Annotated in this window: 23 protein-coding genes and 1 other RNA gene; 21 read left to right on the forward strand and 3 right to left on the reverse strand. The window is 31.1% G+C overall.

Annotation, left to right across the window (positions count from 1 at the left end; all coding sequences use genetic code 11):
- Window positions 1-201: 201 nt before the first annotated feature.
- Window positions 202-570 (forward strand): diacylglycerol kinase family protein, encoded by a 369-nt coding sequence (locus tag B5G32_RS08020; RefSeq protein WP_087936364.1) that lies wholly within the window; start codon window positions 202-204, stop codon window positions 568-570.
- A gap of 173 nt (window positions 571-743) precedes the next feature.
- Window positions 744-1,151 carry a hypothetical protein gene (locus B5G32_RS08025; RefSeq protein ID WP_087297823.1) on the forward strand — a complete coding sequence of 136 codons (408 nt, stop codon included), beginning with the start codon at window positions 744-746 and terminating at the stop codon, window positions 1,149-1,151.
- A gap of 25 nt (window positions 1,152-1,176) precedes the next feature.
- Here the strand turns inward: B5G32_RS08025 and B5G32_RS08030 are convergent, their stop codons facing one another.
- The gene (locus B5G32_RS08030) at window positions 1,177-1,719 is read right to left on the reverse strand and encodes a hypothetical protein (protein WP_087936365.1); all 543 of its coding nucleotides are present in this window, start codon (window positions 1,717-1,719) and stop codon (window positions 1,177-1,179) included.
- Window positions 1,720-1,916: 197 nt separating this feature from the next.
- Between B5G32_RS08030 and B5G32_RS08035 the strand changes: the two genes are divergently transcribed.
- The 17 genes from B5G32_RS08035 (at window position 1,917) to B5G32_RS08115 (ending at window position 19,731) form a co-directional block, all read left to right on the forward strand.
- Window positions 1,917-2,714, forward strand: a complete 798-nt coding sequence (locus B5G32_RS08035; RefSeq protein WP_087297821.1) for a hypothetical protein — start codon at window positions 1,917-1,919, stop codon at window positions 2,712-2,714.
- On the forward strand, window positions 2,707-3,285 hold the full coding sequence (locus tag B5G32_RS08040) for a dipicolinate synthase subunit B (protein ID WP_087245274.1): 579 nt from the start codon (window positions 2,707-2,709) through the stop codon (window positions 3,283-3,285). The genes B5G32_RS08035 and B5G32_RS08040 overlap by 8 nt, the downstream gene beginning before the upstream one ends.
- Window positions 3,286-4,134, forward strand: a complete 849-nt coding sequence (gene dapA, locus B5G32_RS08045; protein WP_087936366.1) for a 4-hydroxy-tetrahydrodipicolinate synthase — start codon at window positions 3,286-3,288, stop codon at window positions 4,132-4,134. It abuts the gene before it with no gap.
- A 118-nt stretch (window positions 4,135-4,252) separates the two neighbouring features.
- On the forward strand, window positions 4,253-5,947 hold the full coding sequence (locus tag B5G32_RS08050; protein ID WP_087936381.1) for a ribonuclease J: 1,695 nt from the start codon (window positions 4,253-4,255) through the stop codon (window positions 5,945-5,947).
- 76 nt (window positions 5,948-6,023) lie between these two features.
- A complete protein-coding gene (locus tag B5G32_RS08055; protein WP_087936367.1) occupies window positions 6,024-8,282 on the forward strand; it encodes a DNA translocase FtsK in 2,259 nt (752 codons plus the stop codon).
- 141 nt (window positions 8,283-8,423) lie between these two features.
- Window positions 8,424-9,533, forward strand: coding sequence for a BMP family lipoprotein (locus B5G32_RS08060; protein ID WP_087936368.1), 1,110 nt, complete (start codon window positions 8,424-8,426; stop codon window positions 9,531-9,533).
- Window positions 9,534-9,662: 129 nt separating this feature from the next.
- Window positions 9,663-11,198 (forward strand): ABC transporter ATP-binding protein, encoded by a 1,536-nt coding sequence (locus tag B5G32_RS08065; protein ID WP_087936369.1) that lies wholly within the window; start codon window positions 9,663-9,665, stop codon window positions 11,196-11,198.
- Window positions 11,182-12,270, forward strand: coding sequence for an ABC transporter permease (locus tag B5G32_RS08070; protein WP_087297816.1), 1,089 nt, complete (start codon window positions 11,182-11,184; stop codon window positions 12,268-12,270). Before B5G32_RS08065 ends, B5G32_RS08070 begins: the two co-directional genes overlap by 17 nt.
- A 1-nt stretch (window position 12,271) precedes the next feature.
- Entirely contained in the window at window positions 12,272-13,219 is a 948-nt protein-coding gene (locus B5G32_RS08075; protein ID WP_087936370.1) for an ABC transporter permease, read from the forward strand.
- A gap of 84 nt (window positions 13,220-13,303) precedes the next feature.
- The gene (yfmF, locus tag B5G32_RS08080) at window positions 13,304-14,578 is read left to right on the forward strand and encodes an EF-P 5-aminopentanol modification-associated protein YfmF (protein ID WP_087936371.1); all 1,275 of its coding nucleotides are present in this window, start codon (window positions 13,304-13,306) and stop codon (window positions 14,576-14,578) included.
- Window positions 14,565-15,860 carry an EF-P 5-aminopentanol modification-associated protein YfmH gene (yfmH, locus tag B5G32_RS08085; RefSeq protein ID WP_087936372.1) on the forward strand — a complete coding sequence of 432 codons (1,296 nt, stop codon included), beginning with the start codon at window positions 14,565-14,567 and terminating at the stop codon, window positions 15,858-15,860. The genes yfmF and yfmH overlap by 14 nt, the downstream gene beginning before the upstream one ends.
- A gap of 61 nt (window positions 15,861-15,921) precedes the next feature.
- A non-coding RNA gene (ssrS, locus tag B5G32_RS08090) (6S RNA) lies at window positions 15,922-16,082 on the forward strand.
- An 18-nt stretch (window positions 16,083-16,100) separates the two neighbouring features.
- Window positions 16,101-16,316: a DUF896 domain-containing protein gene (locus B5G32_RS08095; protein ID WP_087245256.1), complete on the forward strand. Its 216-nt coding sequence runs from the start codon at window positions 16,101-16,103 to the stop codon at window positions 16,314-16,316.
- 88 nt (window positions 16,317-16,404) lie between these two features.
- A complete protein-coding gene (gene tkt, locus B5G32_RS08100; RefSeq protein ID WP_087936373.1) occupies window positions 16,405-18,378 on the forward strand; it encodes a transketolase in 1,974 nt (657 codons plus the stop codon).
- Between the two features lie 72 nt (window positions 18,379-18,450).
- Window positions 18,451-18,804 carry a hypothetical protein gene (locus B5G32_RS08105; RefSeq protein ID WP_087297811.1) on the forward strand — a complete coding sequence of 118 codons (354 nt, stop codon included), beginning with the start codon at window positions 18,451-18,453 and terminating at the stop codon, window positions 18,802-18,804.
- A gap of 60 nt (window positions 18,805-18,864) precedes the next feature.
- Window positions 18,865-19,065: a YneF family protein gene (locus tag B5G32_RS08110; protein WP_087245250.1), complete on the forward strand. Its 201-nt coding sequence runs from the start codon at window positions 18,865-18,867 to the stop codon at window positions 19,063-19,065.
- 24 nt (window positions 19,066-19,089) lie between these two features.
- Window positions 19,090-19,731: a histidine phosphatase family protein gene (locus tag B5G32_RS08115; protein ID WP_087936374.1), complete on the forward strand. Its 642-nt coding sequence runs from the start codon at window positions 19,090-19,092 to the stop codon at window positions 19,729-19,731.
- Window positions 19,732-19,762: 31 nt separating this feature from the next.
- On the opposite strand, the gene plsY is transcribed toward B5G32_RS08115, so the two are convergent.
- The gene (gene plsY / locus B5G32_RS08120; protein WP_087297809.1) at window positions 19,763-20,371 is read right to left on the reverse strand and encodes a glycerol-3-phosphate 1-O-acyltransferase PlsY; all 609 of its coding nucleotides are present in this window, start codon (window positions 20,369-20,371) and stop codon (window positions 19,763-19,765) included.
- Window positions 20,372-20,531: 160 nt separating this feature from the next.
- Between plsY and parE the strand changes: the two genes are divergently transcribed.
- Both parE and parC read left to right on the forward strand, forming a co-directional pair.
- Complete coding sequence (gene parE / locus B5G32_RS08125) at window positions 20,532-22,460, forward strand: DNA topoisomerase IV subunit B (protein WP_087936375.1); 1,929 nt, start codon at window positions 20,532-20,534, stop codon at window positions 22,458-22,460.
- Window positions 22,461-22,471: 11 nt separating this feature from the next.
- Entirely contained in the window at window positions 22,472-25,030 is a 2,559-nt protein-coding gene (gene parC, locus B5G32_RS08130) for a DNA topoisomerase IV subunit A (RefSeq protein WP_087936376.1), read from the forward strand.
- A 1-nt stretch (window position 25,031) separates the two neighbouring features.
- Here parC and sigK read toward each other — a convergent pair whose 3' ends face one another.
- The gene (gene sigK, locus B5G32_RS08135; protein ID WP_087245239.1) at window positions 25,032-25,715 is read right to left on the reverse strand and encodes an RNA polymerase sporulation sigma factor SigK; all 684 of its coding nucleotides are present in this window, start codon (window positions 25,713-25,715) and stop codon (window positions 25,032-25,034) included.
- Between the last annotated feature and the right edge of the window lie 40 nt (window positions 25,716-25,755).

A 25,755-nucleotide genomic window follows, 5' to 3' on the forward strand; every position in this document is an offset into this window, starting at 1 on the left:
ACAAAAGTAAAGGAAATAAGATAATAAATAGATAATTATACTTAACTACAAGTAAAAAAGACACTCTTTTATTTCCAAAAAAATAAAAAAGAGCCAACTTACTAAGTTGACTCCATTGACCCTGATTTATCAGGGTTTTTTTGTTAAAAAAGTGGAGTCTGCTTTTTTTCTATGATATAATTTTTTAAAGGAGAAAAGACTATGCACAAAGATCCATTTTATAAAAGTTTAGGATATGCTATATCTGGTATTATTCAATGTATTCAAAAAGAAAGAAATATTAAAATACATTTAGTATTTATGTTTTTGGTTATTATATGTGGTTTCCTTTTTCAATTATCTATTACAGAGTGGTTAGTTTGTATTTTGTTGTTTGGACTCGTTATTTCTTTAGAGCTAGTCAATACTGCTATTGAAGCGGTTGTCGATTTATGTACGCAAGAATATCATCCTCTTGCTAAAATAGCAAAGGATACTGCAGCAGGTGCTGTTTTAATAAGTGCAATTGCTTCAGTTGTTATAGGGCTTATTATTTTTGTCCCTAAGATTTTGAGTTTAGTAAGCTTATAGGCTTACTTTTTTTTGATGAAATGAATAATGCTAATTATGTATCACTGAATATGAATAAAATAATAAAATGTTTGTTTATAAAAAACAGTATAATATTATTCATAAAATTTTTGTTTTTTCATTATATTTTCACATTGCTTTTGTAATATTGAATGTAAATAAGGAGGAAAAAGATGAAGGAGAAAACAAAAGGTATAATATTATCAGTAGTCGTTATAATCTCTCTTATCACAATATTCATTCATCAGCCTATAGAAATTAAAAGAGATATATTCAATAATACAAGGCATAAAAATGACGAGATTCAATTGATTATGAATGAAGCTGTTGATTTTATAAGTCAAGACGGGATTACAGTGACTCGAGTTCATTATGATGGTAAAGAAAGTCAAGAGACGGAAAATAGACTTATTAATGGTTATGGATATCAGGACGCTATAGTTGTTTATCTAGAATTCCATACAGGATTCTTTAACATACCATCTGGATTTATAGGAAACTATCATGCATCCGGATATCAATATGTTTGTATTAAAAATAATCAAGGCATATGGGAATTACATAGCGTTGGTTATGGATAATAATATTATTATTTTTAAAGGTGAATCATTGCAGTGATTCACCTTTGATTCTATATTGATCAATTAAGAAAAGGTATAGACAAATAAAAAAGACATAAAGAATTTCTAGGATTCCACTTACATGACCACTGACTATAAATAAAATAATCAGCACTTGTAAACCACAATGAAAAATCCAGTGAGTTTGAATGTAAATGGATGGATATTGAATAGAAAGATAATGTGTATAGATTTGTAATATCACAATAAAAAATAGTGATGAAATCATCGAAGCATAGACATGGAGTTGTGATAGCCATGATTGATCATTTGAATACGGACATATGGCACCAATACACATTATGAAAGTTGTAAAAACAATAAGATAGGGAATATATTTTGGATAATAATTTAAATATTGAAAATGACGATAAGTCTGATATGCAAAATAAAATGCACAGACAATTGTATAAACAACAACGAGAAGATGATATTCTGGTAATGTAGACACGTCTGTAATATTCTCATACATCACATCTTTACGTGTAGCAATAAATAATGTTGAAAGAAAGATTAAAATATAAGACATATAGACACCTCTTTAAAATTATATACTTTTTAAAAAAAATAAAAAGGAAAATTCTAAACATAGAAAAGAATAAAGATACATGAAAAGATCATATTGATTTTATTTTACCGCACTTGCATCAATTTATTCATATTTTATTGATGGGAAAATGTCACCAATTGGAAAATAATTCATATTTTAAAATGAGGTGACTAGGAATGCTGATTTTTGTTAATCATGATGATTTACGTGGACAGGAAGTCATGGAAGAATTGGTGAAAAATGGATATTATGTAACTGATGAATGGAAAGATTTGCGTTATTGTCAAATGATTTATTTGGGTTTAAAAGGAATTGATCGAAAAAATCGACTTTTATTACATCGTGATACAATTATTGTTGATGAAAAAACATGGAAACAGCTGCATCCACAGACAATAATCATAACAATGATTCATAATGATTATTTAGATGCATTATCTAAACAATATGGTTTTCAATATTATGCTTTTTTAGATGAGGAAGATTTTGTTGATAAAAATAGTGTTTTGACGGCTGAAGGTGTCATTTCCTATTTGATTTCACATCGTCGTTTTCCTATATATCACAGTCAAATTCATGTGCTGGGGTATGGGCATTGTGGGCAGGTCATTGTTCGTGATTTCATAGCTTTACAAGCCTATGTTCATGTAGGAATAAGAAATCGTCAGCTTTTTGAAGACATTGAAAAAGCAGGAGCTAAACCGTATCATTTGGATCATATGGATTTAAGTGATTGTGATGTTTTGATTAATACAATTCCATCGCAGGTAGTGACATCATCTAAGCTTGATCAGGCTCCAACATCTATGATGATTCTTGACATTGCTTCCTATCCATATGGTGTAGATCATCACTATGCATTATCAAAAGGTTTCAATAGTATTATCTTGCCATCTATTCCTAGTAAATATGCATATGGGTATGCTGGTAGGATGATGACAGATTTTATGAAGGAGAAGATGAAAAATGTATAAAATTGGTTTTGCTGTAACAGGTTCATTTTGTAGTATGAATGATATGCTGGAAGTTTTAAAACAAGTTTGTCAACATTATGATGTAGAAGTTTTTATAACGCCACATGTGCATCAACTAGATACTCGTTTTTATACACATGAAGAGCTAGAAGAAAAGATTAAAGAAATCACTCATAAAGATATTCATACAACGATTCAAGAGGCTGAAGTCTATGGACCAAAACCACAATTGGATGCTGTACTTGTCTATCCTTGTGATGCTACGACTTTAAATAAAATAGATTTAGGTATTAATGATAATTGTGTAACAATGTTGGTTAAATCATGTTTACGTAATCAAATTCCGATTGTATTAGGGGTTTATTCAAATGATATTCTATCTAACAGTGGTGTTCATCTTTTTTCGCTTTTTAATAAGAAAAATTTTTATTTTGTTCCTATGTTTCAAGACGATTATCAAAGAAAGCCACAAAGCATGATTGCGGCTAAAGATAAAGTATTAGATACATTACATTTCGCATTGAAACATCAGCAAAATCAACCTTTTTTATTAGGGTATAGGAAGATTTAAATGAAAGAAATCTTTACAGCTTTAATAACACCATTCAATCAAGATCAGTCTATTGATTATCCAGGATTATTTCGTTTGTTAGATAAATTGATACATGAAGGTAACAAATCTTTTGTTTTGTGTGGGACAACAGGTGAAACATCTACACTAAAGCTTGAAGAAAGGAGAGTATTAGTAGAAAGAATATTAGATAAATATCCACATATTCGTGTTATTATAGGAATCTGTTCAAATTGTACAGCCGAAGTTATTAGACATATTCAAATGTATAAAGATAATCAGGCTATATATGCTTTTTTAGTTATCGTTCCCTATTATATAAAACCGAATCAGGAAGGAATTTATAGGCACTTTGATATGATTGGAGCTTCAACAGATAAGAAAATAATGATTTATAATATTCCAAGTCGTTGTGGAGTTGGTATTACGCCTTCCACTGTCATTCGATTAGCAACAAAGCATCAAAATATTATTGGAATGAAACAATGTGGACCATTAGATGATATCAAAATAATAAAAAAAGCATTACCGCATTTTAAAGTTTATTTAGGTGATGATCATCTTTTATTGGAAGGTTTACAATATCATATTGATGGTCTTATTTCAGTGGCAAGTCATATTGATTATCCGTTAATTGAAAGAATTATGCAAAAAAGAAAACAATATGATGATGCACATTTGAAGATTTTAAGCCAATTTCTTTTCAAAGAACCAAATCCCGCTCCAGTAAAGTATATTTTAAGTGAAATGGGTTATATTCAAAATATATTAAGAAGTCCTTTGACAAGTATTACACCACAATTGCAACAAGAGTTAGAGTCGCTTATAGAAAATTATCAAAAAAAATAATTTGAAGCCATGAATATAATATGATATGATATTCATACTTTTGAAAACATCTATACACAAAGAGAAAACAAATGTATAATGATATTAAAGAGTAATCATGAAAAGAAAGGGTGAAAAAATGAAAAATGATGTCATAAAGTTTATACCTATGGGTGGACAAGCTGAAATGGGTAAAAGTATGTATTGTTTTGAAATTAATGATAAAATTTTTATAATAGATTCAGGATTTCGATTCCCTGATTCAGATAAACTAGGTGTTGATATCATCATTCCTAGTTTTACATATTTAGAAGAAAGAGCTGATCAGGTTGCGGCAATTATCATAACACATGGTCATGATGACGCTATGGCAGCACTGCCTTATTTACTTCAAAGCATTCATGCTCCTGTTTATGCACCACAATTAACAGCACTTTTAATCAAACAAATGATAGAACGTTTTCAACGTCATAATCATGTAAAAATTGATTTGGATTTACATGCTGTTCATCGCAATGCTTCTATTGATATCGAAGGTGTTCCTGTTGAATTTTTCCCAGTGACACATTCTATTCCTGGAAGTGTTGGAGTAGCACTTTGGACAAGTTATGGTTATCTTGTTTATAGTGGTGAATTTATTATTGATTTTGGTGCTCCAAAGGAATTTCAATGTGATATTCAAAAAATGATGGAAATTGGTAAGAAAGGTGTTTTGGCATTATTAGTTGAATCGTCAGGTGCTAAACACGATGGATATACTTCTCCAAATCATAAACTGACAAATAAGATTGATCATATATTTGAAGATAGCTATGAAAGAATCATTATTTCTAGTTATGCGCAAAATGTCTTTAGAACTCAGGAAATTATTGAACTTACAAAAAAATACAAACGTCAAATCGTTTTTTATGGACGTGATAAATATGATAATACAAATAGTTTATTGAGAATTGCCCAAAGATCTAAAAAGCCTGTTTTAAATGTACCTGATTCATTATTAGGTGATAAAGAAAAAATTGGTCAGCCACAATATGACAGTAACTATGTTATTTTGTTAAGTGGTAGTCCACGTCGTATCTATCATGATATTTGTGATATTATTGATGGTGGAGATGACTTATTGAAATTAAGAAAAGGTGATACATTTATTGTTGCTTCACCAGTCTTGCCAGGTACTGAAAAGATTGCTAATAAAGCACATAATGGATTATATAAAACAGATGCACATGTTCATCTGTTAAAAAATAAAGATTTATTTTCTATGCATGCATCAAAAGAAGATATTAAAGTTATTATTCAAATATTTAAACCAAAATACTATATTCCAATGAAAGGTGAATATCAGCATTTTATCTTTAATCAACAAATTGCCAAAGATATGGGAATCCCTGATAAGCATATCATTATTATGGATAATGGGGAACGTGTAACATTTGAAAAGGGAGAATTATTACAAAGTCGTGATGTGTATGAGATTGATGATGTCATGATTGATGGTATCGGTATTGGTGATGTTGGTGAAAAGGTCATTGATGATCGTATTCAATTAGCAAATGATGGAGTGGTCATTGTTGGACTAACAATATCACGAGAAACAAAAGAAATTGTTGCTCAAACGGATTGTCAAAGTCGAGGATTTGTTTATTTAAAAGATTCTGAATATGTTATTAAGCATGTTATTGAAATTTGTGAAAAAGTTGTTAGTCAGTTAAAAGATAATCCTGATATGGAAATTGCTGAAATAAGAAGTATGATGAAAGAACAGTCAATGAAATATATTATAAAGGAAACTGGCAAGAAACCTGTTTTTATTGGTGTTGTTGTCGAGATATAGGCAAGAGAAATCTTGCTTTTTCTTTTCATTAATGTGAGATTTTGTTATAATGGAAAAATGAAAGAAGGTGAGCATAATGGCGAAAACAAAGCGTTCAAAAAAATCTAAGAATCAGATTTTGGAAGAAAAGTTACGTTTGAGAATTATTATTTTATTTGTGATCTTTGCTATTATTGTATCAGCTTTACGATTGGGATTTATTGGACAGGGAATTCATAATTGTGTTGCTTTTTTAACCGGAAATTTATACGGTGTTGTTTATTTAGCACTTCTTGTCGTCTGTATATATATATTATGTAAGGCTCAAATTCCACGTTTGAATGGACCAGAAGCAATTGGTATTTATGCGATTTTTATCAGTATGTTGACTATTGCTTCTATTCCTAGTCAGCCACAGGCAAGTGGAATGGGGGTTATTTCTACATATCTTCAGAGTCAACAGATGAATAAAGGTGGATTTATTGGTATTTGTTTATATGGTGTTTTTAGTTCGCTGTTTGAAAGTTTAGGTGCATTGATTTTATCAATTATTATTTTGATTATTGGTTTGGCGTTGATTTTTAGTAAACTTTATTTTCAACATCAAAAAACAAAGAAGAAAAAGCCAAAAGTATCTAAACAAGAAGAAACACCAGTACAAACAATTGTTTTAAAAAAGAAATCTCATTTCTTTGATTTCTTGTCAAAAGATAAAGAAATTCCTCTTTTTCCTGATTCTGCTTTTGATGATGTTGAAGAAAAGATTGATCCAGAAATGACAAGTGCTTTTGAATTTGATCAAGATAATATGAAATTAGATATTAAAGAAAAAAAACCTTTAAAAATCAAAGAAGAAAAAGAAAGTCCTCAAGAATCTTACATAGAGCCACCTAAGAAAACAGATTTATCACACTATCAGTTACCGCCACTATCATTGTTGTCAACAAGATCAACGCATAATGTTTCTAAAGAAAAGAGTGCAGCAAACAAGAACGCTGCAAGATTAACCAATGTTCTTAAACAATTTGGGGTCAATGCAACAATAGAAAATGCTTTTATAGGACCGACAATTACAAAGTATGAATTGAAATTGGAAATTGGTACACGTGTTAATAAAATCTTACAGTTACAGGATGATATCAAGCTTGCATTAGCAACGGCAGATATTAGAATTGAAGCTCCTATACCAGGGAAACCTTATGTTGGAATTGAAGTTCCTAATCAAAGCGCAGCAATGGTTGGTTTTAAAGATGTTTTAAAAAGTTTATTATCAAATTCAAAATATCAGCATAATCCACTTGTTGTAGCATTAGGAAAAGATGTGTCTGGGAAACCTGTTTTTGCACAATTGGATAAAATGCCTCATTTATTAATTGCAGGGGCAACAGGTTCAGGGAAATCTGTTTGTGTCAATACAATTATTTCATCTATTTTGATGCGAGCTAAACCAGATGAGGTGAAATTGATTTTAGTCGATCCTAAAAAAGTTGAATTATCTATTTATAATGGAATTCCTCATTTGTTGGCACCTGTTGTTACTGATCCTAAAAAAGCAGCTGCAGTTTTACGAGAAGTCGTTGCTGAAATGGAAAGACGTTATGATTTGTTTGCAAGTGTAAATGCAAGAAATATCCAAGGATATAATGAATTTGCGAAAACATATAATGAAGATCATACTGATGAACCAAAAGAAATTTTACCTTATCATGTTATTATCTTAGATGAAGTTGCTGATTTAATGATGGTTGCCAGTAAAGATGTTGAAGATTGTATTATGCGTATATCACAAATGGCTAGAGCAGCTGGTATTCATTTGATAGTTGCGACTCAAAGACCTTCTACAGATATTATTACAGGTGTCATTAAGGCCAATATACCATCACGTATAGCTTTTGCAGTGTCATCAAGCATTGATTCACGTACAATTTTGGATACATCTGGAGCAGAAAAACTATTAGGAAAAGGGGATATGCTTTTTTCACCAATGGGATCATCTTCGCCAATGCGTGTTCAAGGGTGTTTTGTAAGTGATGAAGAAGTGTCAGCCATTGTTCATTATGTCTCTTCTCAACAAGAAGCGGTTTATGAAGACAAATATGTCAATGTCAAGTCTATTTCGTCAACACAGGGAAGTGATGACTTTGATGAAGAAGACGAAGAATACGAAAAATGTAGAGAATTTGTTATTCAGGCTCAAAAGGCCAGTACATCTTTATTACAACGTAAATTTAGAATAGGTTATAATAAAGCAGCTCGTATTATTGATCGTTTGGAAGAAGAAGGGGTTATTGGACCACAGCTTGGTAGTAAACCTCGTGAAGTTTATATTCGACAATATCATGAAGAAGATTTATAAAAAACATTGAATATATCAATAAAAATAAAATATTCTAAAAAAGGGAGAATGACGAATATAAAGATATTTGTCGTTTTCTCTTTTTATTTTGTGAAAATAATGTTAAAATATGGTTAGAATGTTAAAGGAGGAAAACAAGATATGAAAAAAATGTTTGCGTCTTTATTGGCATTATCTATGGTGTTAGTAGGATGTGGTGGTGATGGAGGTGATTCTGCATCTAGTTCAAAGCCTGAAATTGTTATGTTAACTGACAAAGGTACTATTGATGATAAGTCATTCAACCAAGGTACATATGAAGGTGTTAAAGCATATGCAGACAAAAATGGAATTGAATGTACATACATCAAACCTGTTGATGCAACAACAGATGAATACAACAATTCTATTGATCAGGCTGTAAAATCAGGAGCAAAAGTTGTTGTGTGTCCTGGATATTTATTTGAAGAATCAATCTATATCAAACAAACTGAATACCCTGATGTTAAATTTATTTTAATTGATGGAAACCCACATGATGCAAGTTATGAAGACTATAAAACTGAAAAGAACACAATCGGTATTACTTTCCAAGAAGAACAATCTGGTTATTTAGCTGGATATGCTGCTGTTAAAGATGGTAATACAAGCTTAGGATTCATGGGTGGACAAGCAGTACCTGCTGTTATGAACTTTGGATATGGTTATGTTCAAGGTGCTAATGATGCTGCTAAAGAATTAGGTATTACAGTCAAAATGAAATATCATTATACAGGTGGATTTAGTGCAACTCCTGAAATTCAAACAAAAGCTTCTTCATGGTATAAAGATGGAGCCACTATTGTGTTTGGATGTGGTGGTTCTGTAGGAAACTCTGTTATGGCTGCTGCTGAAGCAAGTAATCCTGTAGGAAAAGTTATTGGTGTTGACGTTGATCAATCTTCTGAATCTGATACAGTTGTCACTTCTGCATATAAAAAATTAGGTGATGCTGTTCAAAAAGCTCTTGAATCTATTTATAGTGGAGATTTCGATAAAACTGATGATACAAATATCCAATTTAGAGGTGGACAAAATATTGTTTTAGGTGCTAAAGATGGAGATGTTGGTTTACCATTAGAAACTTCTAAATTTGAAAAATTTACTGAAGCTGATTATAATGCAATTTATGATAAAATTGTTGATGGTTCTGTAAAAATTAAAAATAACAAAGATGCTGAATCTCCAAAAGATTTAAATTGTTCAAATGTAGAATTAACAATAGAAAATTAATTGAAATGGTTAAGGCTTGAAATTCATAATTTTCAAGCCTTATTTTGTTAAATGAATTTTATTGTTGTGATTTTCTTGAAAATTAAGTTATAATAAATAATGAAGATAAATTAAAAAAGGAGGAAGAAAATGGAAAACGTTATCGAGATGCGACATATTACGAAAGTTTTTCCGGGAATTATTGCAAACGATGACGTGACTATTGAATTAAGAAAAGGTGAGATTCATGCACTGCTGGGGGAAAATGGTGCAGGAAAATCAACTTTGATGAGTGTCTTGTTTGGGCTATATCAACCTGAAAAGGGAGAGATTTTAAAGAATGGTCATGTTGTTCAAATTAATAATCCTAATGATGCAAACAGCTTGGGAATTGGAATGGTTCACCAACATTTTAAATTAGTTCATAATTTTACTGTTTTAGAGAATATCGTTTTAGGTGCCGAAGATACAAAACATGGTTTCCTTTATATGAAAAATGCTCGAAAAAAAGTAGAAGAAATTTCTCAACGTTATAATTTAAAAGTTGATTGTGATGCCTTGATTAGTGATATTACTGTGGGAATGCAACAACGTGTTGAAATTATTAAGATGTTATATCGTGATAATGAGGTTTTGATTTTTGATGAACCAACCGCTGTTTTAACACCACAAGAAATTGAAGAACTTATGCAAATCATGAGAGATTTAGCAAAAGAAGGTAAATCTATCTTATTCATTACACATAAGTTAAATGAAATTAAAGAAGTGGCAGATCGTTGTACTGTACTTAGAAAAGGTAAATATATTGGAACAATTGATGTTGCCGCAACAACTAAAGAAGAAATGTCTGAAATGATGGTTGGTCGAAAAATCAATTTAACAACTGAAAAAACTGAGTCACATCCAACAGATGATATTTTGGTTGTAAAAAATCTTTCAGTAGGTAAAAAAGGGCATAAAAATCCTGTAAATAATGTTAGCTTTTCTGTAAGAAAAGGAGAGATTGTTTGTATCGCAGGTATAGACGGTAACGGTCAAACAGAACTTGTACAAGCTATTACAGGATTGATGCCTGTTTTAGATGGGACAATATCGTTAAATGGAAAAGATATTACACACGCTTCCATACGTCAAAGAAATGTGAGTGGTATTTCACATATCCCTGAAGATCGTCATAAACATGGACTAGTTTTGGATTATCCACTTTCTTATAATTTGGTTTTACAAAGATATTTTGAACCTCAATTTTCACAGCATGGCTTTTTGAAATTTGAAGAAATTGAAAAATATTCTGAAAAATTGATTGAGCAATACGATATAAGAAGTGGTCAAGGTTCAAAAACAATTGCTAGAAGCATGTCTGGTGGTAATCAGCAAAAAGCAATTATTGCTAGAGAAATTGATAAAGATCCTGATTGTTTAATTGCTGTACAACCAACAAGAGGATTGGATGTAGGAGCTATTGAATATATTCATAAACAAATCATTCGTGAAAGAGATGAAGGAAAAGCTGTTTTATTGGTTTCTTTAGAGCTTGATGAAGTTATGAATTTGTCTGATAGAATTTTAGTTATCTATGAAGGTGAAATTGTTGGGGAACTTAATCCTAAAGAAATCACTGTACAAGAATTAGGACTTTATATGGCAGGAAGTAAGAGAGGTGATACAAATGAAAAAGCTGTTTAAATCTGAAGCATCACTTAATTTTGCATCTTCTGTCACTGCGATTATTGCGGGGTTAATTATAGGATTAATTGTTATTATTATTGCGAATCCATCAAACGCATTGAATGGGTTTTTAACTCTCATTCAAGGTGGCTTTAGTAATGGAACAAGAGGAATTGGACAAGTTTTGAATAATGCAACGCCTATTATTTTAACTGGTTTATCAGTGGGATTTGCTTTTAAAACAGGACTTTTTAACATTGGAACTCCTGGACAGTTTGTTGTTGGGGCATTTGTAGCTATTTATATTGGTGTCGAATGGACTTTTCTTCCTGGTGCTATTCACTGGCTGGTTGCTATTCTTTTTGCAGCATTAGCTGGAGCGTTATGGGGATGTGTTCCAGGAATTATGAAAGCCTATTTAAATGTTAATGAAGTTATTGCTTCAATTATTATGAATTATATTGGAATGTATACAGTTAATTATATCGTTCCATTAACAGTATTTAATATTAATAAAAATGAAACATTACCAGTAGCCTCAAGTGCTGTTATTCCACAATTTGGAATTGAACATCTTATTCCAAATGTGAATGGAGGTATTGTTATTGCGATTATTCTCGTTGTTGTTATTCATATCATTCTCAACAAATCTGTACTTGGTTATGAATTAAAGGCTTGTGGTTTTAATCGTGATGCGAGTAAGTATGCTGGTATTAATGCTAAACAAAAAATTGTTTGCTCTATGATGATTGCAGGAGCATTAGCTGGTATTGGTGGTGCTTTGGTTTATTTAGGTGGAACTGGAAAATGTTTGGCAGTTGTAGATACTTTAGCACCTGAAGGATTTAATGGTATAGCTGTTGCTTTATTAGGTCTTTCTAGTCCTTTTGGTATTTTAGCAGCTGGATTATTTATTGCTCATTTAACAATTGGTGGTTCATTAATGCAAATTTATGGATTTATTCCACAAATTGTTGATATTATTATTGCAATTATTATTTATTTCTCAGCATTTGCACTTATGGTTAAGGGTATTATAGCAAATGGTTTCCATTTTAAGAAGAAACCTAAAGTAAAGGAGGGACAATAATATGAGTGATATTTTATTCTTATTTCAACAGACAATGTTCTTCTTTATTCCACTTTTAATTGTTGCATTGGGTGGTTTATTCTCTGAACGTAGTGGTATTATTAATATTGCGTTAGAGGGTATGATGATTATTGGAGCATTTGCAGGAATCTTTTTCATTCACTTTTTTCAAGAGGCAATGGATCCACAAATTTGTTTGTTGATTGCTTTACTTATTGCTGGTTTATCTGGAACATTATTTGCTTTATTCCATGCGATTGCCTCTATTAATATGAAAGCCGATCAAACAATTAGTGGGACTGCATTGAATATGTTTGCACCTGCATTTTGTATATTTGTTGCTAGATTAGTTCAACAAACACAACAGGTTGAATTTTCTAATACATTTAGAATTACAAAAGTTCCAGTTTTTGGAGATATTCCATTTATTGGAGAGTTCCTTTTCCAAAATACATATATTACAAACTTTTTAGGAATTCTTATTTTGATTTTGTCATGGCTGATTTTATATAAAACACGTTTTGGACTTAGATTACGTTCTTGTGGTGAATTACCACAAGCAGCTGACAGTGCTGGTATTAATGTTTATAAAATTCGTTATGCTGGAACGCTTATTTCAGGATTCTTAGCTGGTATTGGAGGATTAATATTTATTGTTCCTACAAGTACAAACTTTAATGCAGACGTTGCTGGTTATGGGTTCTTAGCATTAGCTGTATTGATTTTTGGACAATGGAAACCTTGGCATATTGCTGGAGCAGCTTTCTTCTTTGGATTTATGAAAACTATTGCTTCTGCCGGTTTACCATTCCTAGCTTCGTTAGCTATTCCAAATTACTTTTATAAAATCACACCATATGTGGCAACACTTATTGTATTAGCTTTTACATCTAAAAATTCTGCTGCACCACGTGCAGAAGGAGAACCGTTTGATAAAGGTAAACGTTAAGATCAAGAGAATCTCTTGGTCTTTTTTATTTTAATTTGTTGAAAATTGAGTATAATATATGTGTATACGAATTGGAGGTTATTTATGGAAAACGTCTATCAAATGTCGGGATATACTTTACATCTTATTCCAACTCAAAAATTTAAAACAATGACAATTTCATTAAGATTACAAAGTCCGTTATCGAAAGAAACAACAACAATGAGAACATTATTAACATTTGTCATGATGGCAGCAACACAAGATTATCCATCTACTAAATCTTTGGCGCGTTATCTTGATGAAAACTATGGAGCAAGCTTGTCTACACATATTACAACAAAAGGGAAGTCACACGTTATCAATGTGACAACAAGCTTTGTGAATGATGCTTACTTGCCTACCAAAGAAAACTTATTAGAAAAGCAATTACAATTATTAAGTGATTTATTTTATCGTCCATTGATAGTTGACAATGGTTTTGATGAAACAATCGTGCAACTCAAAAAGAAAGAATTAAAAGAAAAACTACAAGCTAATAAAGATGATAAGTTTTCATATTCTTTAGATAAATTGTTTGAATATATGGGTAGAGATCAAGTGTTGGGTATTCCAAGTACTGGTTATGAAAATGAAATTCAAAAGATTACACCTCAACAGCTTTATCAGTATATGAAAAAATGTATTGTTGAAGATGAAAAACATATTTATGTTGTTGGTGATATTCCAGAAAATATTGTAGATATTTTTCAACGTCTTTTGCAATTTCCAGAACAATACTATGATTATCCTTCAGCATATATTTTTCAAAGTCCTCGTCATGAACTTTTAGAAGTCATTGAAAAACAGGATATTACGCAATCTAAGTTGAATTTAGGATACCAGATTCAATGTGATTTTACATCACCACAGCATTATGCATTTACTGTTTTTAATGCCATATTTGGTGGATTTTCACAATCACGTTTATTTCAGGTTGTAAGAGAGAAACATAGTTTATGTTATTATATTTCTTCTAGTTATGATGCTTTTAATGGCATGATGATTGTCAATGCTGGAATTGAACAGAAAGATTATCAAAAGACTCTTGATTTGATTCATCAACAGCTTAGTGATTTACAGAATGGAAATGTTCGTGAAGAAGAAATGAAAATCGCGAAAATGATGCTTACAAATGCTTTAAAAAAGACAAATGATGAAGCAAGTAGTATGATTGCCTTGGCTTATAACCGTGACATCACTCATATTCGTGAAACGAGTGAAGAATATATTGAAAAATTAATGAATGTAACTTTAGAAGAAATTGTTGACGTTGCTAAAAAAGTAAAACTGGATACAATTTACTTCCTTACAGGAAAGGAGTTCCATGAAAATATTTAAATATCCAACATTAAAGGAAACGTTATATTATGAAGAAATGAAAAATGGATTAAAAGTTTATCTTTTACCTAAAGTTGCTTTTTCCAAATCATATGGTCTATTTTCTACACGTTTTGGTTCTATAGATACGACTTTTGTTCCTCTACATGAATCTGAAATGATAAAAGTTCCTGATGGAATTGCTCATTTCTTAGAACATAAAATGTTTGAAATGGAAAATGGTGATGCAAGTGATGCCTTTGCAAGATTAGGTGCGAATACAAATGCTTTTACTTCTTCTTCAAGAACTGCATATTTATTTAGTACAACAAGTCATGAAAAAGAATGTATTGAGTTATTACTTGATTTTGTACAAGATATTTATTTAACAGATGAAAATGTTGAAAAAGAAAAAGGAATCATCAATCAGGAAATCAGAATGTATGATGATGATCCAGACTGGCGATGCTATTTTGGAAGTATTCAAAACTTATATCAGCATCATCCTGTGAAAATTGATATTGCAGGAACTGTTGAAACAGTTGCTTCTATTGATAAAGATACATTAGAAAAATGTTATCATACTTTCTATCATCCTAGTAACATGATGCTATTTGTGGTAGGAAATATTGATCCTCAACAAACTATGCAACTTATTAGAGGAAACCAGGAAAATAAGCATTTTGAAAAAGAAAATCCTATTCAAAGAGAAGTTGTTAATGAACCATTAGAAGTAGCACAAAATGATGCAACTTTATATATGGATGTAACTATGCCTAAAATCATTGTATCATTAAAAATAAATGATATTTTACAAGCACCACAAGAACGTTTAAAAAGAGAATTAGGTATGAACTTATTATTAGATATTTTCTTTGCAAAGAGTTCTTCATTATATGAGAAGTGGCTAACAGATGAATTGATTAATGATAGTTTTAGTGCTCAATTTACACAAGAAAGAGATTATTGTTTCTTACAAATAGGAGGAGATACTCTATATCCTGATAAATTGAAAGACAAGATTTATGATTTTGTTAGACATATTCATGATTATTCCATTTCTAAGGATGATTTTGAACGTCTAAAGAAAAAAACAATGGGGATTTTGATATCTGTTTTCAATAGTCCTGAAGCTATTGCAAATATGTTTAGTCGATATTATTTTGAAGGTGTTATGATTTTTGAATTAATAGATTGTTTAAATGAGTTAACATTAGATGATTTAAATCAATTAAAAGATTTATTTGATATACAATATATCAGTTCATTTACTGTTCTACCGCAAAATCAATCACAAAAATAAAGACATTTTATAGAATGAAAGATTTCACTATTTACACAATTTATTTTTATGTTATAATGTGAGTGACCTAAGAGATATATGTATTTCCTACACGATAGATAAGGGAATCTGACTGTTGTCTGATGGTGTTGAAAACCTATCTTGAATAGGAATCCTAAAATTGGACACAAGATACCCACCTGCATATACCAGGGATTAATCTAAAAAACTCTTAGGTTTTTCTTTTTGAGGAGGAAAAACATGGAGAAAATAAGTGATGAGATGATTAATGAGATTAATGCTCTTGCAAGAAAAAGTAAAACTGAAGGTTTAAATGAGGAAGAAAAGAAAAGACAACAGGAATTACGTAAAGAATATCTTCGTTTATTTCGTAAAGGGTTTAAACAACAGCTTCAGCATGTCAAAGTTGTCGATCCTAAAGGGAATGATATAACACCTTCTAAACGAAAAAACTAAGGAAATCTTAGATTATGTCAAATCTTGTTTGATATTCATGTGTTTTTGTGTATAATGTTAGTGTGTTAGAAGGAGGAATAATGAGATAATGAATCAATCTGAACTATCAATTGCAACGATTAGATCACTTGGGATAGATATGATTAATAAAGCCAACTCAGGACATCCTGGAATGGTATTAGGATCTGCTCCAGCTTTATATTCCTTATTTACAAAAGAATATAAAGTTTTTCCAGCACATTCTCAGTGGATTAATCGTGATCGTTTTGTTTTAGCAAGTGGACATGCGTCTTCACTGTTATATAGCCTATTACATTTATCTGGTTTCCAAGTTTCAATGGATGATTTGAAACAATTCAGACAATGGGGAAGCTGCACACCAGGACATCCTGAAGTAGAACTGACAGATGGTGTTGATGCTTCTAGTGGACCTTTAGGTCAAGGTATCCCAATGGCTGTTGGAATGGCTATGGCTGAAGCTTTTTTAGCAACAAGATACAATAAAAAAGATTATCCAGTGATTGACCACTATACATATGTATTATGTGGTGATGGAGATATGCAAGAAGGTGTCACTTATGAGGCTTCATCATTGGCTGGGCATCTTTCATTAGGAAAGCTTATCGTGCTTTATGATGCGAATAATGTGACTCTTGACGGTCCTTTAAATTATTCATTCAGTGAAGATGTAAAGAAACGTTATGAGTCTATGAATTGGCAAGTCATTTGTGTTCAAGATGGAAATGATTATGAAGCTATTGCAAAAGCAATCAAAAAAGCTAAAAAAGAAGTTTATAAACCGACTTTAATTATCGTGAATACTATTATTGGATTTGGTTCTCGAAATCAGGGAACAAGTAAAGTTCATGGTGCTCCTCTTGGAGAAGAAGATGGACAATATGCAAAAAGACAATATGGATTTGAATATGATAATTTCTTTGTTCCTGAAGAAGTTTATGATGATTTTAAGAAAAATGTATTTAATCGTGGTAAACGCGCTTATAATAAATGGAACAAAATGATGGATACATATAAAACAGAATATCCTGATTTATACCAGGAATTATTTCAAAATATAAATGATGAATATTCTTTTGATGAAACTGCTTTTATAGAAGAATATCAAGATGGTATAAGTGAAGCAACACGTGTAACAAGTGAAAAATTAATCAATGCTATTGCAGCACAAAACCCAACATTCCTATCAGGAACTGCAGATTTAGCATCTTCTACAAAAACAATTATCAAAAATGCAGAACGTTTTAGTTGTGAGAATTATGGAGGACGTAATTTATTCTTTGGAATCCGTGAATTTGCAATGGTTGCAATAATGAATGGGATGACTTTACACAAAGGTATCAAGGTTGCTGCTGGTGGATTTATGGTGTTTAGTGATTATTTCAAAGCTGCATTAAGAATGGCATGCTTAATGAAATTACCTATTATTTTACCTCTATCACATGATTCAATTGCTGTAGGGGAAGATGGTCCAACACATCAACCAGTTGAACAATTGGCAATGTTACGTTCGATGCCAAATATTCAAGTGATAAGAGCAGCTGATGCTTATGAAATGTGTGGTGCTTGGAAAAAAGCGGTTGAAACAAATGATTGTCCAACTGCGCTTATCTTAACAAGACAAAATGTAACAAATTTCACTCATGCAACTTATGAAGATGTTTGTCATGGGGCATATGTTGTTTCTCAAGAAAAAGACAATTTAGATGGTATTATCATTGCAACTGGTAGCGAAGTAGAATTAGCTATGCAGGCACAAAAGGCGTTATTAGAACAAGGAAAAGATGTTCGAGTTGTATCAATGCCTTCAATGGAATTATTTGATCAGCAGGATGATTCATATAAAGAAAAGGTTTTACCAAAACATATCAGAAAACGTCTTGCTGTTGAAATGGCTTGTGATTTTGGTTGGCATAAATATGTAGGATTAGACGGAAAAGTTATTTCTGTTAATCAATTTGGCGCAAGTGCTCCAGCCAATATCGTTATCCAAGAATATGGTTTTACTGTGGAAAACATTGTTGAAACATACTTATCACTTTAAGAACCTGTAATAGGTTCTTTTTTTTGACATATTTTTTATTGGTAAAGGATTATAATAAATATGGTGATGAATATGAAATATAAAATTGTCTGCGTTAAGGAACGTTTTGTGGAATTTGTAAATATGTATCCTGATTTTTTGAAACAAGTTTATCAGGAACAAGATAATATGTATAAGACTAAACAGATAGAATTGATTTTTTCTAATATGGTTAACGAAAAAGAAAAACTTTTACATAAAATTCAATCACGTGAACATTATTCCTATTATCATGGAATTCATCAGCTTTTTAATCCTATAACTCAAGAAAAGATGACAATTATCATGAATGAATATGATTTACAAATAGAAGAAGAGGGTAGCAATCATCATATATATGATATGATATCGTCTTTTTCTAAAAATTTTTATATGATTACGAAATAATTTTGCAAAAAGCATAGGACTATGTTATAATAATTTGGTAATTGAATGGAGGATTGAAAAATGTTATATGGAATTTTAGGACTTTTAATAGGTCTTGTTATAGGATTCTTTGCTGCTCGTTATTTCTTCAAAAGAAATTTAAAGAAGAATCCACCAATTAATGAAAAAATGATTCGTGCTATGTTTATGGAAATGGGACGTAAACCTAATGAAACACAAATCAAACGAATTATGAAAAGCATTAATGATCAATATAAATAAGGGATATCCCTTATTTTTTCGTATATGAAGATATATATAACACGTCATTCTAAAACTCTTTGGAATGAACAAAAAAGGTTGCAGGGACGTTTAGATTCCCCATTGACTCAAGAAGGTATTGACAATGCTCTTGCCTTAAAAAAATATCTCACAGATAATGCTTTGCAATTTGATTGTGTTTACTCTAGTCCCATACCACGTGCCTATCAGACAGCTTGTTTATTATTTGATCAAGAAAAAGTAATAACTGATGATCGTTTGATGGAAATGAATTTTGGAGTTTTTGAAGGACAAAAAATTGCTGATTTATTAAAAAATCAGCACGAATTATATTACCAGTTATGGAATCAACCAGAGTTGTTTGAGAGAATTCCACAAGGTGAAAGTTATGATGAAGTCATGACAAGAGTCAAAAGTTTTTTGAATGATTTAAAACAAATGGACTCAGATAGTCAAATCTTTATTGTTACTCATGGAATGTGTTTTGTGATTTTTATGGCTGTTATTTTACAATTAGACAAAAAAGATTTCGTAAAAATCAATCAACAGATTGTTGAAGGATGCTCTTTAACGTGTGTTGAAGAACATGATGGCATTTATCAAGTTTTATCTTATAACGATCATCATTTTTTACCGCATGTTATGCATGCAAGTTTTGCAAAATAAAAACCTGAGTGTTAAAAAAACATTCAGGTTTTTACATCCATGTAATTTTATTTTCAGTACCATTTCTTAATCTTTGAATATTACTTCTATGTTTATAGACAAGTAAAGCAACTATACATATATTCGTGATAATACCAATTGTGCTGTAACCTAAAAAAGGAGATATAACTGCAATTGATATTGCTCCAAGAATTGATGCTAAAGAAACATATTTTGAAATCTTTAATGTAAGCAAGAAAATAACCAATGCAATACAAAATGCATAAATATTTGTCATTAATGCATACCCAATAGCGACTGATACAGCTTTTCCTCCTCTAAATCCAGCAAAGATAGGATAACAGTGTCCTATCACACATGCTAAAGCACATGGGTAAATAATATTCATATCAAGTTCCATATATTTGGCAACTGTTCCAGCAATAAGAATAGAAATACAGCACTTAGAAGCATCTAATATAATAACTGATAGTCCTGCTTTTTTTCCTAGAACTCTTCCAGCATTGGTTCCACCTAAATTACCAGAGCCACTATTTCTTACATCAGTATGATAAAATAGTTTTCCTATAACTAAGGCAAATGGTATTGAGCCGTATAAATATCCCATTAAAATTAATAGTAAATATATTAATATATTCATTTTTTCACTTCCCCGAGCTTTATTATACATAAAAAAGGAGAAAAATCAATTTTTTTAAAAGATTTGCGAAAATTCTAGAAATTTGCTATGATATGAATTCTCTAGCAATATCAAATAGTTTTTGATATAATTATAAAGTTGGAAAAGGAGGAAATCAGATATGAAAGCAAATCACTATGATGAATCTAACATTCAAATTCTTGAGGGACTAGAAGCTGTCAGAAAGCGTCCAGGTATGTATATAGGTTCAACAGATTCAAGAGGTTTACACCATCTTGTATGGGAAATTGCTGATAATTCTATTGATGAAGCACTTGCTGGATTTGGTAAAAAAATCACTGTCACAATTGGAAAAGATAATAGTATTCGTGTTGAGGACGAAGGGCGTGGAATGCCAACAGGTATGCATGCTTCTGGTAAGCCTACAACAGAAGTTATTTTAACGATATTACATGCTGGTGGTAAGTTTAGTGAAGATGGTGGTTATAAAACATCTGGTGGTTTACATGGTGTTGGATCGTCTGTCGTGAATGCTTTGAGTGAATGGTTAGAAGTTACAGTTTATCGTGATGGTAAAATTCATCAACAACGCTTTGAAGATGGGGCTAAAATCATTTCACCTTTAAAGGTCATTGGTAAAACGTCTCGCACTGGAACAATCATTCATTTTAAACCGAATCAGAATATTTTTTCGACAGTTGAATTCAATTACTCAACAATCTGTGAACGATTAAGAGAAAGTGCCTTCTTATTAAAAGGAATTGAGATGAATGTTATTGATGAAAGAACTGGGAAACATGATTCATTTCAATATGAAAATGGATTAGAAGCTTTTATTGAATATTTGAATTATGATAAAAAGACACTTCATTCTACAGTATCATTTGATGATGCTTCTCATCCTATTGAAGTTGAGATTTCTTTTCAAATCACAGATGGATATCAGGAAAATCTGATTTCTTTTGTTAATTTAGTAAGAACTGGTGATGGTGGAACACATGAAACAGGATTCCGTTCTGGCTTTACGAAAGTTTTCAATGAGTATGCCAGAAAATATGGATTATTAAAACCGAAAGATAAAAACCTTGAGGGTAGTGATGTAAGAGAAGGGCTGACTGCCGTTATATCGGTTAAAATCCCTGAATCATTATTACAATTTGAAGGACAGACAAAATCTAAATTAGGAACTCCTGAAGCAAGAAATATAGTTGAAAATGTTGTTTATGAACAGGTTAATTATTTTTTAGAAGAAAATAAAGAAACCGCTAATGAACTTGTTAAAAAAATGATTAAAGCTTCACAGGCAAGAAATGCAGCTAGAAAAGCGAGAGAAGAAGCAAGAAAAGGTAAAGGAAATAAAGTTGAAAAGATATTAAGTGGAAAGCTTGCTCCGGCACAGTCAAAAGATAAAAAAAGAAAAGAATTATATTTAGTCGAAGGTGATTCTGCAGGTGGAAGTGCAAAACAGGGAAGAGATCGAAAATATCAGGCTATTTTACCATTACGTGGAAAGGTTATTAATACTGAAAAAGCAGCAATGGCTGATATTTTAAAAAATGAAGAAATTAGTACAATTATCAATACTGTTGGTGCTGGTGTTGGTGCTGATTTTAACGCTGATGATTCTAATTATGCAAAAGTCATTATCATGACCGATGCTGATACTGATGGTGCGCATATCCAGGTTTTATTACTAACTTTCTTCTATCGTTATATGCGAGGTTTAATTCAAGCAGGAAAAGTTTATATCGCTTTACCACCTTTGTATAAGGTATCTAAGAAAAATGGAAAACATGAAGATGTTGTTTATGCATGGGATGATGAAGAATTAGAAAATGCAAAAAAACAGATAGGGCGTGGATATAATGTTCAGCGTTATAAAGGTTTAGGTGAAATGAACGCTGATCAATTATGGGAAACAACTATGAATCCAGAAACAAGAACTTTGATTCAGGTTTCTATTGAAGATGCTGCATTGGTTGAACGTAGAGTGTCAGTTTTAATGGGAGATAAAGTTGAACCTAGACGTGAATGGATTGAAGACAATGTTCAATTTTCTTTAGAAGATTCATTTTTCATTAATCAATAGGGAGGTCTAACATGAAAGAAAAAATCATAACCCAGTCGCTGGATGACATTATGGGAGATCGCTTTGGAAAATATTCTAAATATATCATTCAAGATCGTGCATTACCAGATGTAAGAGATGGGTTGAAACCTGTACAACGTAGAATTTTATATGCAATGTACAAAGAAGGAAATACACATCAAAAACCATATCGTAAATCTGCCAAAACTGTTGGTAACGTTATTGGTAATTACCATCCTCACGGAGATATTTCTGTTTATGAAGCTATGGTACGTTTGTCACAGGATTGGAAAATGCGTATGCCTTTAATTGATATGCAGGGAAATAATGGTTCTATCGATAATGATCCTGCAGCCGCTATGCGTTATACTGAAGCGAGATTATCGCCCATTGCATTGGAGTTATTAAAAGACATTGACAAGGAAACAGTGCAAATGGCACTTAACTTTGATGATACTGAATATGAACCAACGGTTTTACCAGCTAAATTCCCTAATTTATTGGTTAATGGTGCAACAGGAATTTCATCTGGTTACGCAACTGATATTCCACCACATAATTTAGAAGAAGTCATTGATGCAACGATTTATCGTATTTCACATCCACATTGTTCATTAGATGATTTAATGAAATTTATGAAAGGTCCTGATTTTCCAACAGGAGCTATTGTTGAAGGTTTAAATGGTATCAAAAAGGCTTTTGAAACAGGTAGAGGAAAAGTTGTTGTCCGTTCACAGACTCAAATAATTGAAGAAAAAAATATAAATAAAATTGTGATTACTCAGATTCCTTATGAAGTGAATAAAGCTGAACTTGTTAGAAAATTAGATGAAATTCGTTTTCAAAAAAATATTGATGGTATTATTGAAGTTCGTGATGAATCTGATCGTAATGGATTAAGTATTGTGATTGATTTAAAGAAAGATGTAGATGTTCAAAATACTTTAAATTATTTTTACAAGAATACAGATTTACAAAAGAATTATAATTATAATATGGTTGCGATTAAAAATAAACGACCAGTCTGCATGGGAATTGTTGATATTTTGGATGGCTATATTGAACATCAGATTGAAGTCATTACAAAACGTTCTTTGTTTGATCTTCATAAAGCTGAAGATCGTAAACATATTGTTGATGGTTTGATTAAAGCTGTTTCTATTTTGGACGAAGTTGTTCATACGATTCGTCATTCACATGATAAACAGGATGCTAAAAAGAATCTTCAATTACAGTATCAGTTTTCTGAAAAACAGGCAGAAGCAATTGTAATGTTGCAGTTATATCGTTTAACAAATACGGATATTGTTTCATTAGAAAAAGAAAAATCTGATTTAGAGGTCTTCATTCAAACATTAAACAATATTCTAGCAAGTGATAAAGTATTAAGAAAAGTCATTATAGATGAGTTAAAACAAATTAAAAAGCAATATCCTAGTCCACGTTTAACAGAGATTAAAGATGAAGTTCAAGAAATTGTTATTGATGAAGAAGCTATGATTCTTCCTGAAGACATCTATGTATCTATTACTCGTGATGGTTACGTGAAAAGAATATCTCAAAGATCATATAAAGCAAGTGAAAATATTGCGTTTGGAAAGAAAGATGATGATGTTTTATTAGATTTGCATTTTGCTAGTACTTTGGATAAATTGCTTGTCTTTACTGATAAAGGAAACTATTTATTTATTCCATTGCATAAATTAGAAGAATTTAAATGGAAAGAACTTGGAAAACATATCAGCTATCTGATAAAAGTATCACCAGAAGAAAAAATGATTGGATCTATTCTTGTCAAATCATTCCAAAGACCATTATATGTTTTATTAGCAACACGTTTAGGACAAATGAAACGTGTATCTCTTCAGGATTTTGAAGTCACAAGATACAGCAAACCAATCAAATGTATGAATTTAAAACGAGATGATCAATTATTACAAGTTTCATTAACAGATGATCATCAAGCTATTGTTTTAACATCATCTTTAGGATATGTATCGCTTTATAGTGAACAGGAAATTTCTATTTTAGGATTAAAAGCAGGTGGAATCAAAGGAATCAATTTGAAAAATGATTCATTAGTTGCTATGAATACATTTGATCCACTGCATTCTTATTCTTATGTTCTTATTAGTGATCAGCCAGGAATTAAGCGTATGAGAATTTCTGATATACCAAGCTGCAATCGCTCAACCAAAGGAACATTAATTTTTAAATCACCAAAGACAAATCCAATTCATGCTTTATCAGCTTATGTTTTAGATGTTCAAGATACACTCATTATCGAAACACAAGAACATAAAGAAACGGTTGCTATTAAGGATTATTCATTATCTCAAATCACACAAAAACCAAGTATCATTCAATCTTTAAAGAACGAAAATATTACATATATTTATTATCAAGGGGTATTATCTACGGATTTATATCAGAATGTTACAGAAACTCAAGATTTATCTACAACTCAAAATGTAAAAAAGGTTGAAAAGAGTCAACCTTTAGAACCACAACAACAAGATAAACATTTTGAACCTATTTCATTTGATGACTTATTTAATGATGATTTCTAATTTATGAAGAATGAATATATGCTTTAAGAAGCTTAATTAAAGCACGTTTTTCTAAACGTGAAACATAAGAACGAGAAATATTCATTTGCTGAGCGATTTCTTTTTGGGTATATATACGATGATGATTAAGCCCATAGCGATAAATGAGTATTTCTTGTTCACGAGGTGTCAGTAATGTAAAATATTCTTGTAATTTTTGAATCTGATCATTGGTTTGAATCTGTTCAACAATATCTTTATCTTTGGCAGGGATAATGTCAAGTAAAGTCATTTCTCCGCCATCTTTGTCAACACCTAATACTTCATTTAATGAAACATCAAGAGCTGTCTTTTTATGATGACGCAGATGCATTAAAATCTCATTTTCTATACATTTAGCAGCATATGTTCCTAGTTTTGTTGATTTATCAGCATTATAACTATCTACTGCTTTGATAAGGCCAATTGTACCAATACTAATCAGATCTTCTTGTAAATCTTTAGAGCTTTCATATTTTTTAGCAATATGTGCAACTAGTCTTAAGTTATGTTCAATTAGCGCATTTCTAGCATTCTGATCACCTTGAAAATATTTTTCTAATAACTCATTTTCTTGTTGTGGTGTTAATTGGGGTTTAAATGCTTGCGTTTTAATAAACGAAACAAATAAAAATTGTTGTAATAATGCAATAATTGTTGTAAACATAAGTCACCTCAAAATATTATATGAAATTTGTCGATGTTTA

Origin of the sequence: Massilimicrobiota sp. An80, from assembly GCF_002159255.1 — a bacterium.
GTDB classification, from domain to species: domain Bacteria; phylum Bacillota_I; class Bacilli_A; order Erysipelotrichales; family Coprobacillaceae; genus Allocoprobacillus; species Allocoprobacillus merdigallinarum.

Bases quoted from the DNA above. Each gene is read 5' to 3' on its own strand.
- B5G32_RS08040 (WP_087245274.1), top strand. From the start codon at position 2,707: ATGTATAAAATTGGTTTTGCTGTAACAGGTTCATTTTGTAGTATGAAT.
- sigK (WP_087245239.1), bottom strand. From the start codon at position 25,715: ATGTTTACAACAATTATTGCATTATTACAACAATTTTTATTTGTTTCG.
- B5G32_RS08025 (WP_087297823.1), top strand. From the start codon at position 744: ATGAAGGAGAAAACAAAAGGTATAATATTATCAGTAGTCGTTATAATC.
- yfmH (WP_087936372.1), top strand. From the start codon at position 14,565: ATGAAAATATTTAAATATCCAACATTAAAGGAAACGTTATATTATGAA.
- B5G32_RS08075 (WP_087936370.1), top strand. From the start codon at position 12,272: ATGAGTGATATTTTATTCTTATTTCAACAGACAATGTTCTTCTTTATT.
- B5G32_RS08065 (WP_087936369.1), top strand. From the start codon at position 9,663: ATGGAAAACGTTATCGAGATGCGACATATTACGAAAGTTTTTCCGGGA.
- parC (WP_087936376.1), top strand. From the start codon at position 22,472: ATGAAAGAAAAAATCATAACCCAGTCGCTGGATGACATTATGGGAGAT.
- B5G32_RS08030 (WP_087936365.1), bottom strand. From the start codon at position 1,719: ATGTCTTATATTTTAATCTTTCTTTCAACATTATTTATTGCTACACGT.
- dapA (WP_087936366.1), top strand. From the start codon at position 3,286: ATGAAAGAAATCTTTACAGCTTTAATAACACCATTCAATCAAGATCAG.
- B5G32_RS08060 (WP_087936368.1), top strand. From the start codon at position 8,424: ATGAAAAAAATGTTTGCGTCTTTATTGGCATTATCTATGGTGTTAGTA.
- B5G32_RS08115 (WP_087936374.1), top strand. From the start codon at position 19,090: ATGAAGATATATATAACACGTCATTCTAAAACTCTTTGGAATGAACAA.
- B5G32_RS08020 (WP_087936364.1), top strand. From the start codon at position 202: ATGCACAAAGATCCATTTTATAAAAGTTTAGGATATGCTATATCTGGT.
- B5G32_RS08105 (WP_087297811.1), top strand. From the start codon at position 18,451: ATGAAATATAAAATTGTCTGCGTTAAGGAACGTTTTGTGGAATTTGTA.
- B5G32_RS08035 (WP_087297821.1), top strand. From the start codon at position 1,917: ATGCTGATTTTTGTTAATCATGATGATTTACGTGGACAGGAAGTCATG.
- B5G32_RS08095 (WP_087245256.1), top strand. From the start codon at position 16,101: ATGGAGAAAATAAGTGATGAGATGATTAATGAGATTAATGCTCTTGCA.
- B5G32_RS08055 (WP_087936367.1), top strand. From the start codon at position 6,024: ATGGCGAAAACAAAGCGTTCAAAAAAATCTAAGAATCAGATTTTGGAA.
- plsY (WP_087297809.1), bottom strand. From the start codon at position 20,371: ATGAATATATTAATATATTTACTATTAATTTTAATGGGATATTTATAC.
- B5G32_RS08050 (WP_087936381.1), top strand. From the start codon at position 4,253: ATGAAAAATGATGTCATAAAGTTTATACCTATGGGTGGACAAGCTGAA.
- B5G32_RS08110 (WP_087245250.1), top strand. From the start codon at position 18,865: ATGTTATATGGAATTTTAGGACTTTTAATAGGTCTTGTTATAGGATTC.
- tkt (WP_087936373.1), top strand. From the start codon at position 16,405: ATGAATCAATCTGAACTATCAATTGCAACGATTAGATCACTTGGGATA.
- yfmF (WP_087936371.1), top strand. From the start codon at position 13,304: ATGGAAAACGTCTATCAAATGTCGGGATATACTTTACATCTTATTCCA.
- parE (WP_087936375.1), top strand. From the start codon at position 20,532: ATGAAAGCAAATCACTATGATGAATCTAACATTCAAATTCTTGAGGGA.
- B5G32_RS08070 (WP_087297816.1), top strand. From the start codon at position 11,182: ATGAAAAAGCTGTTTAAATCTGAAGCATCACTTAATTTTGCATCTTCT.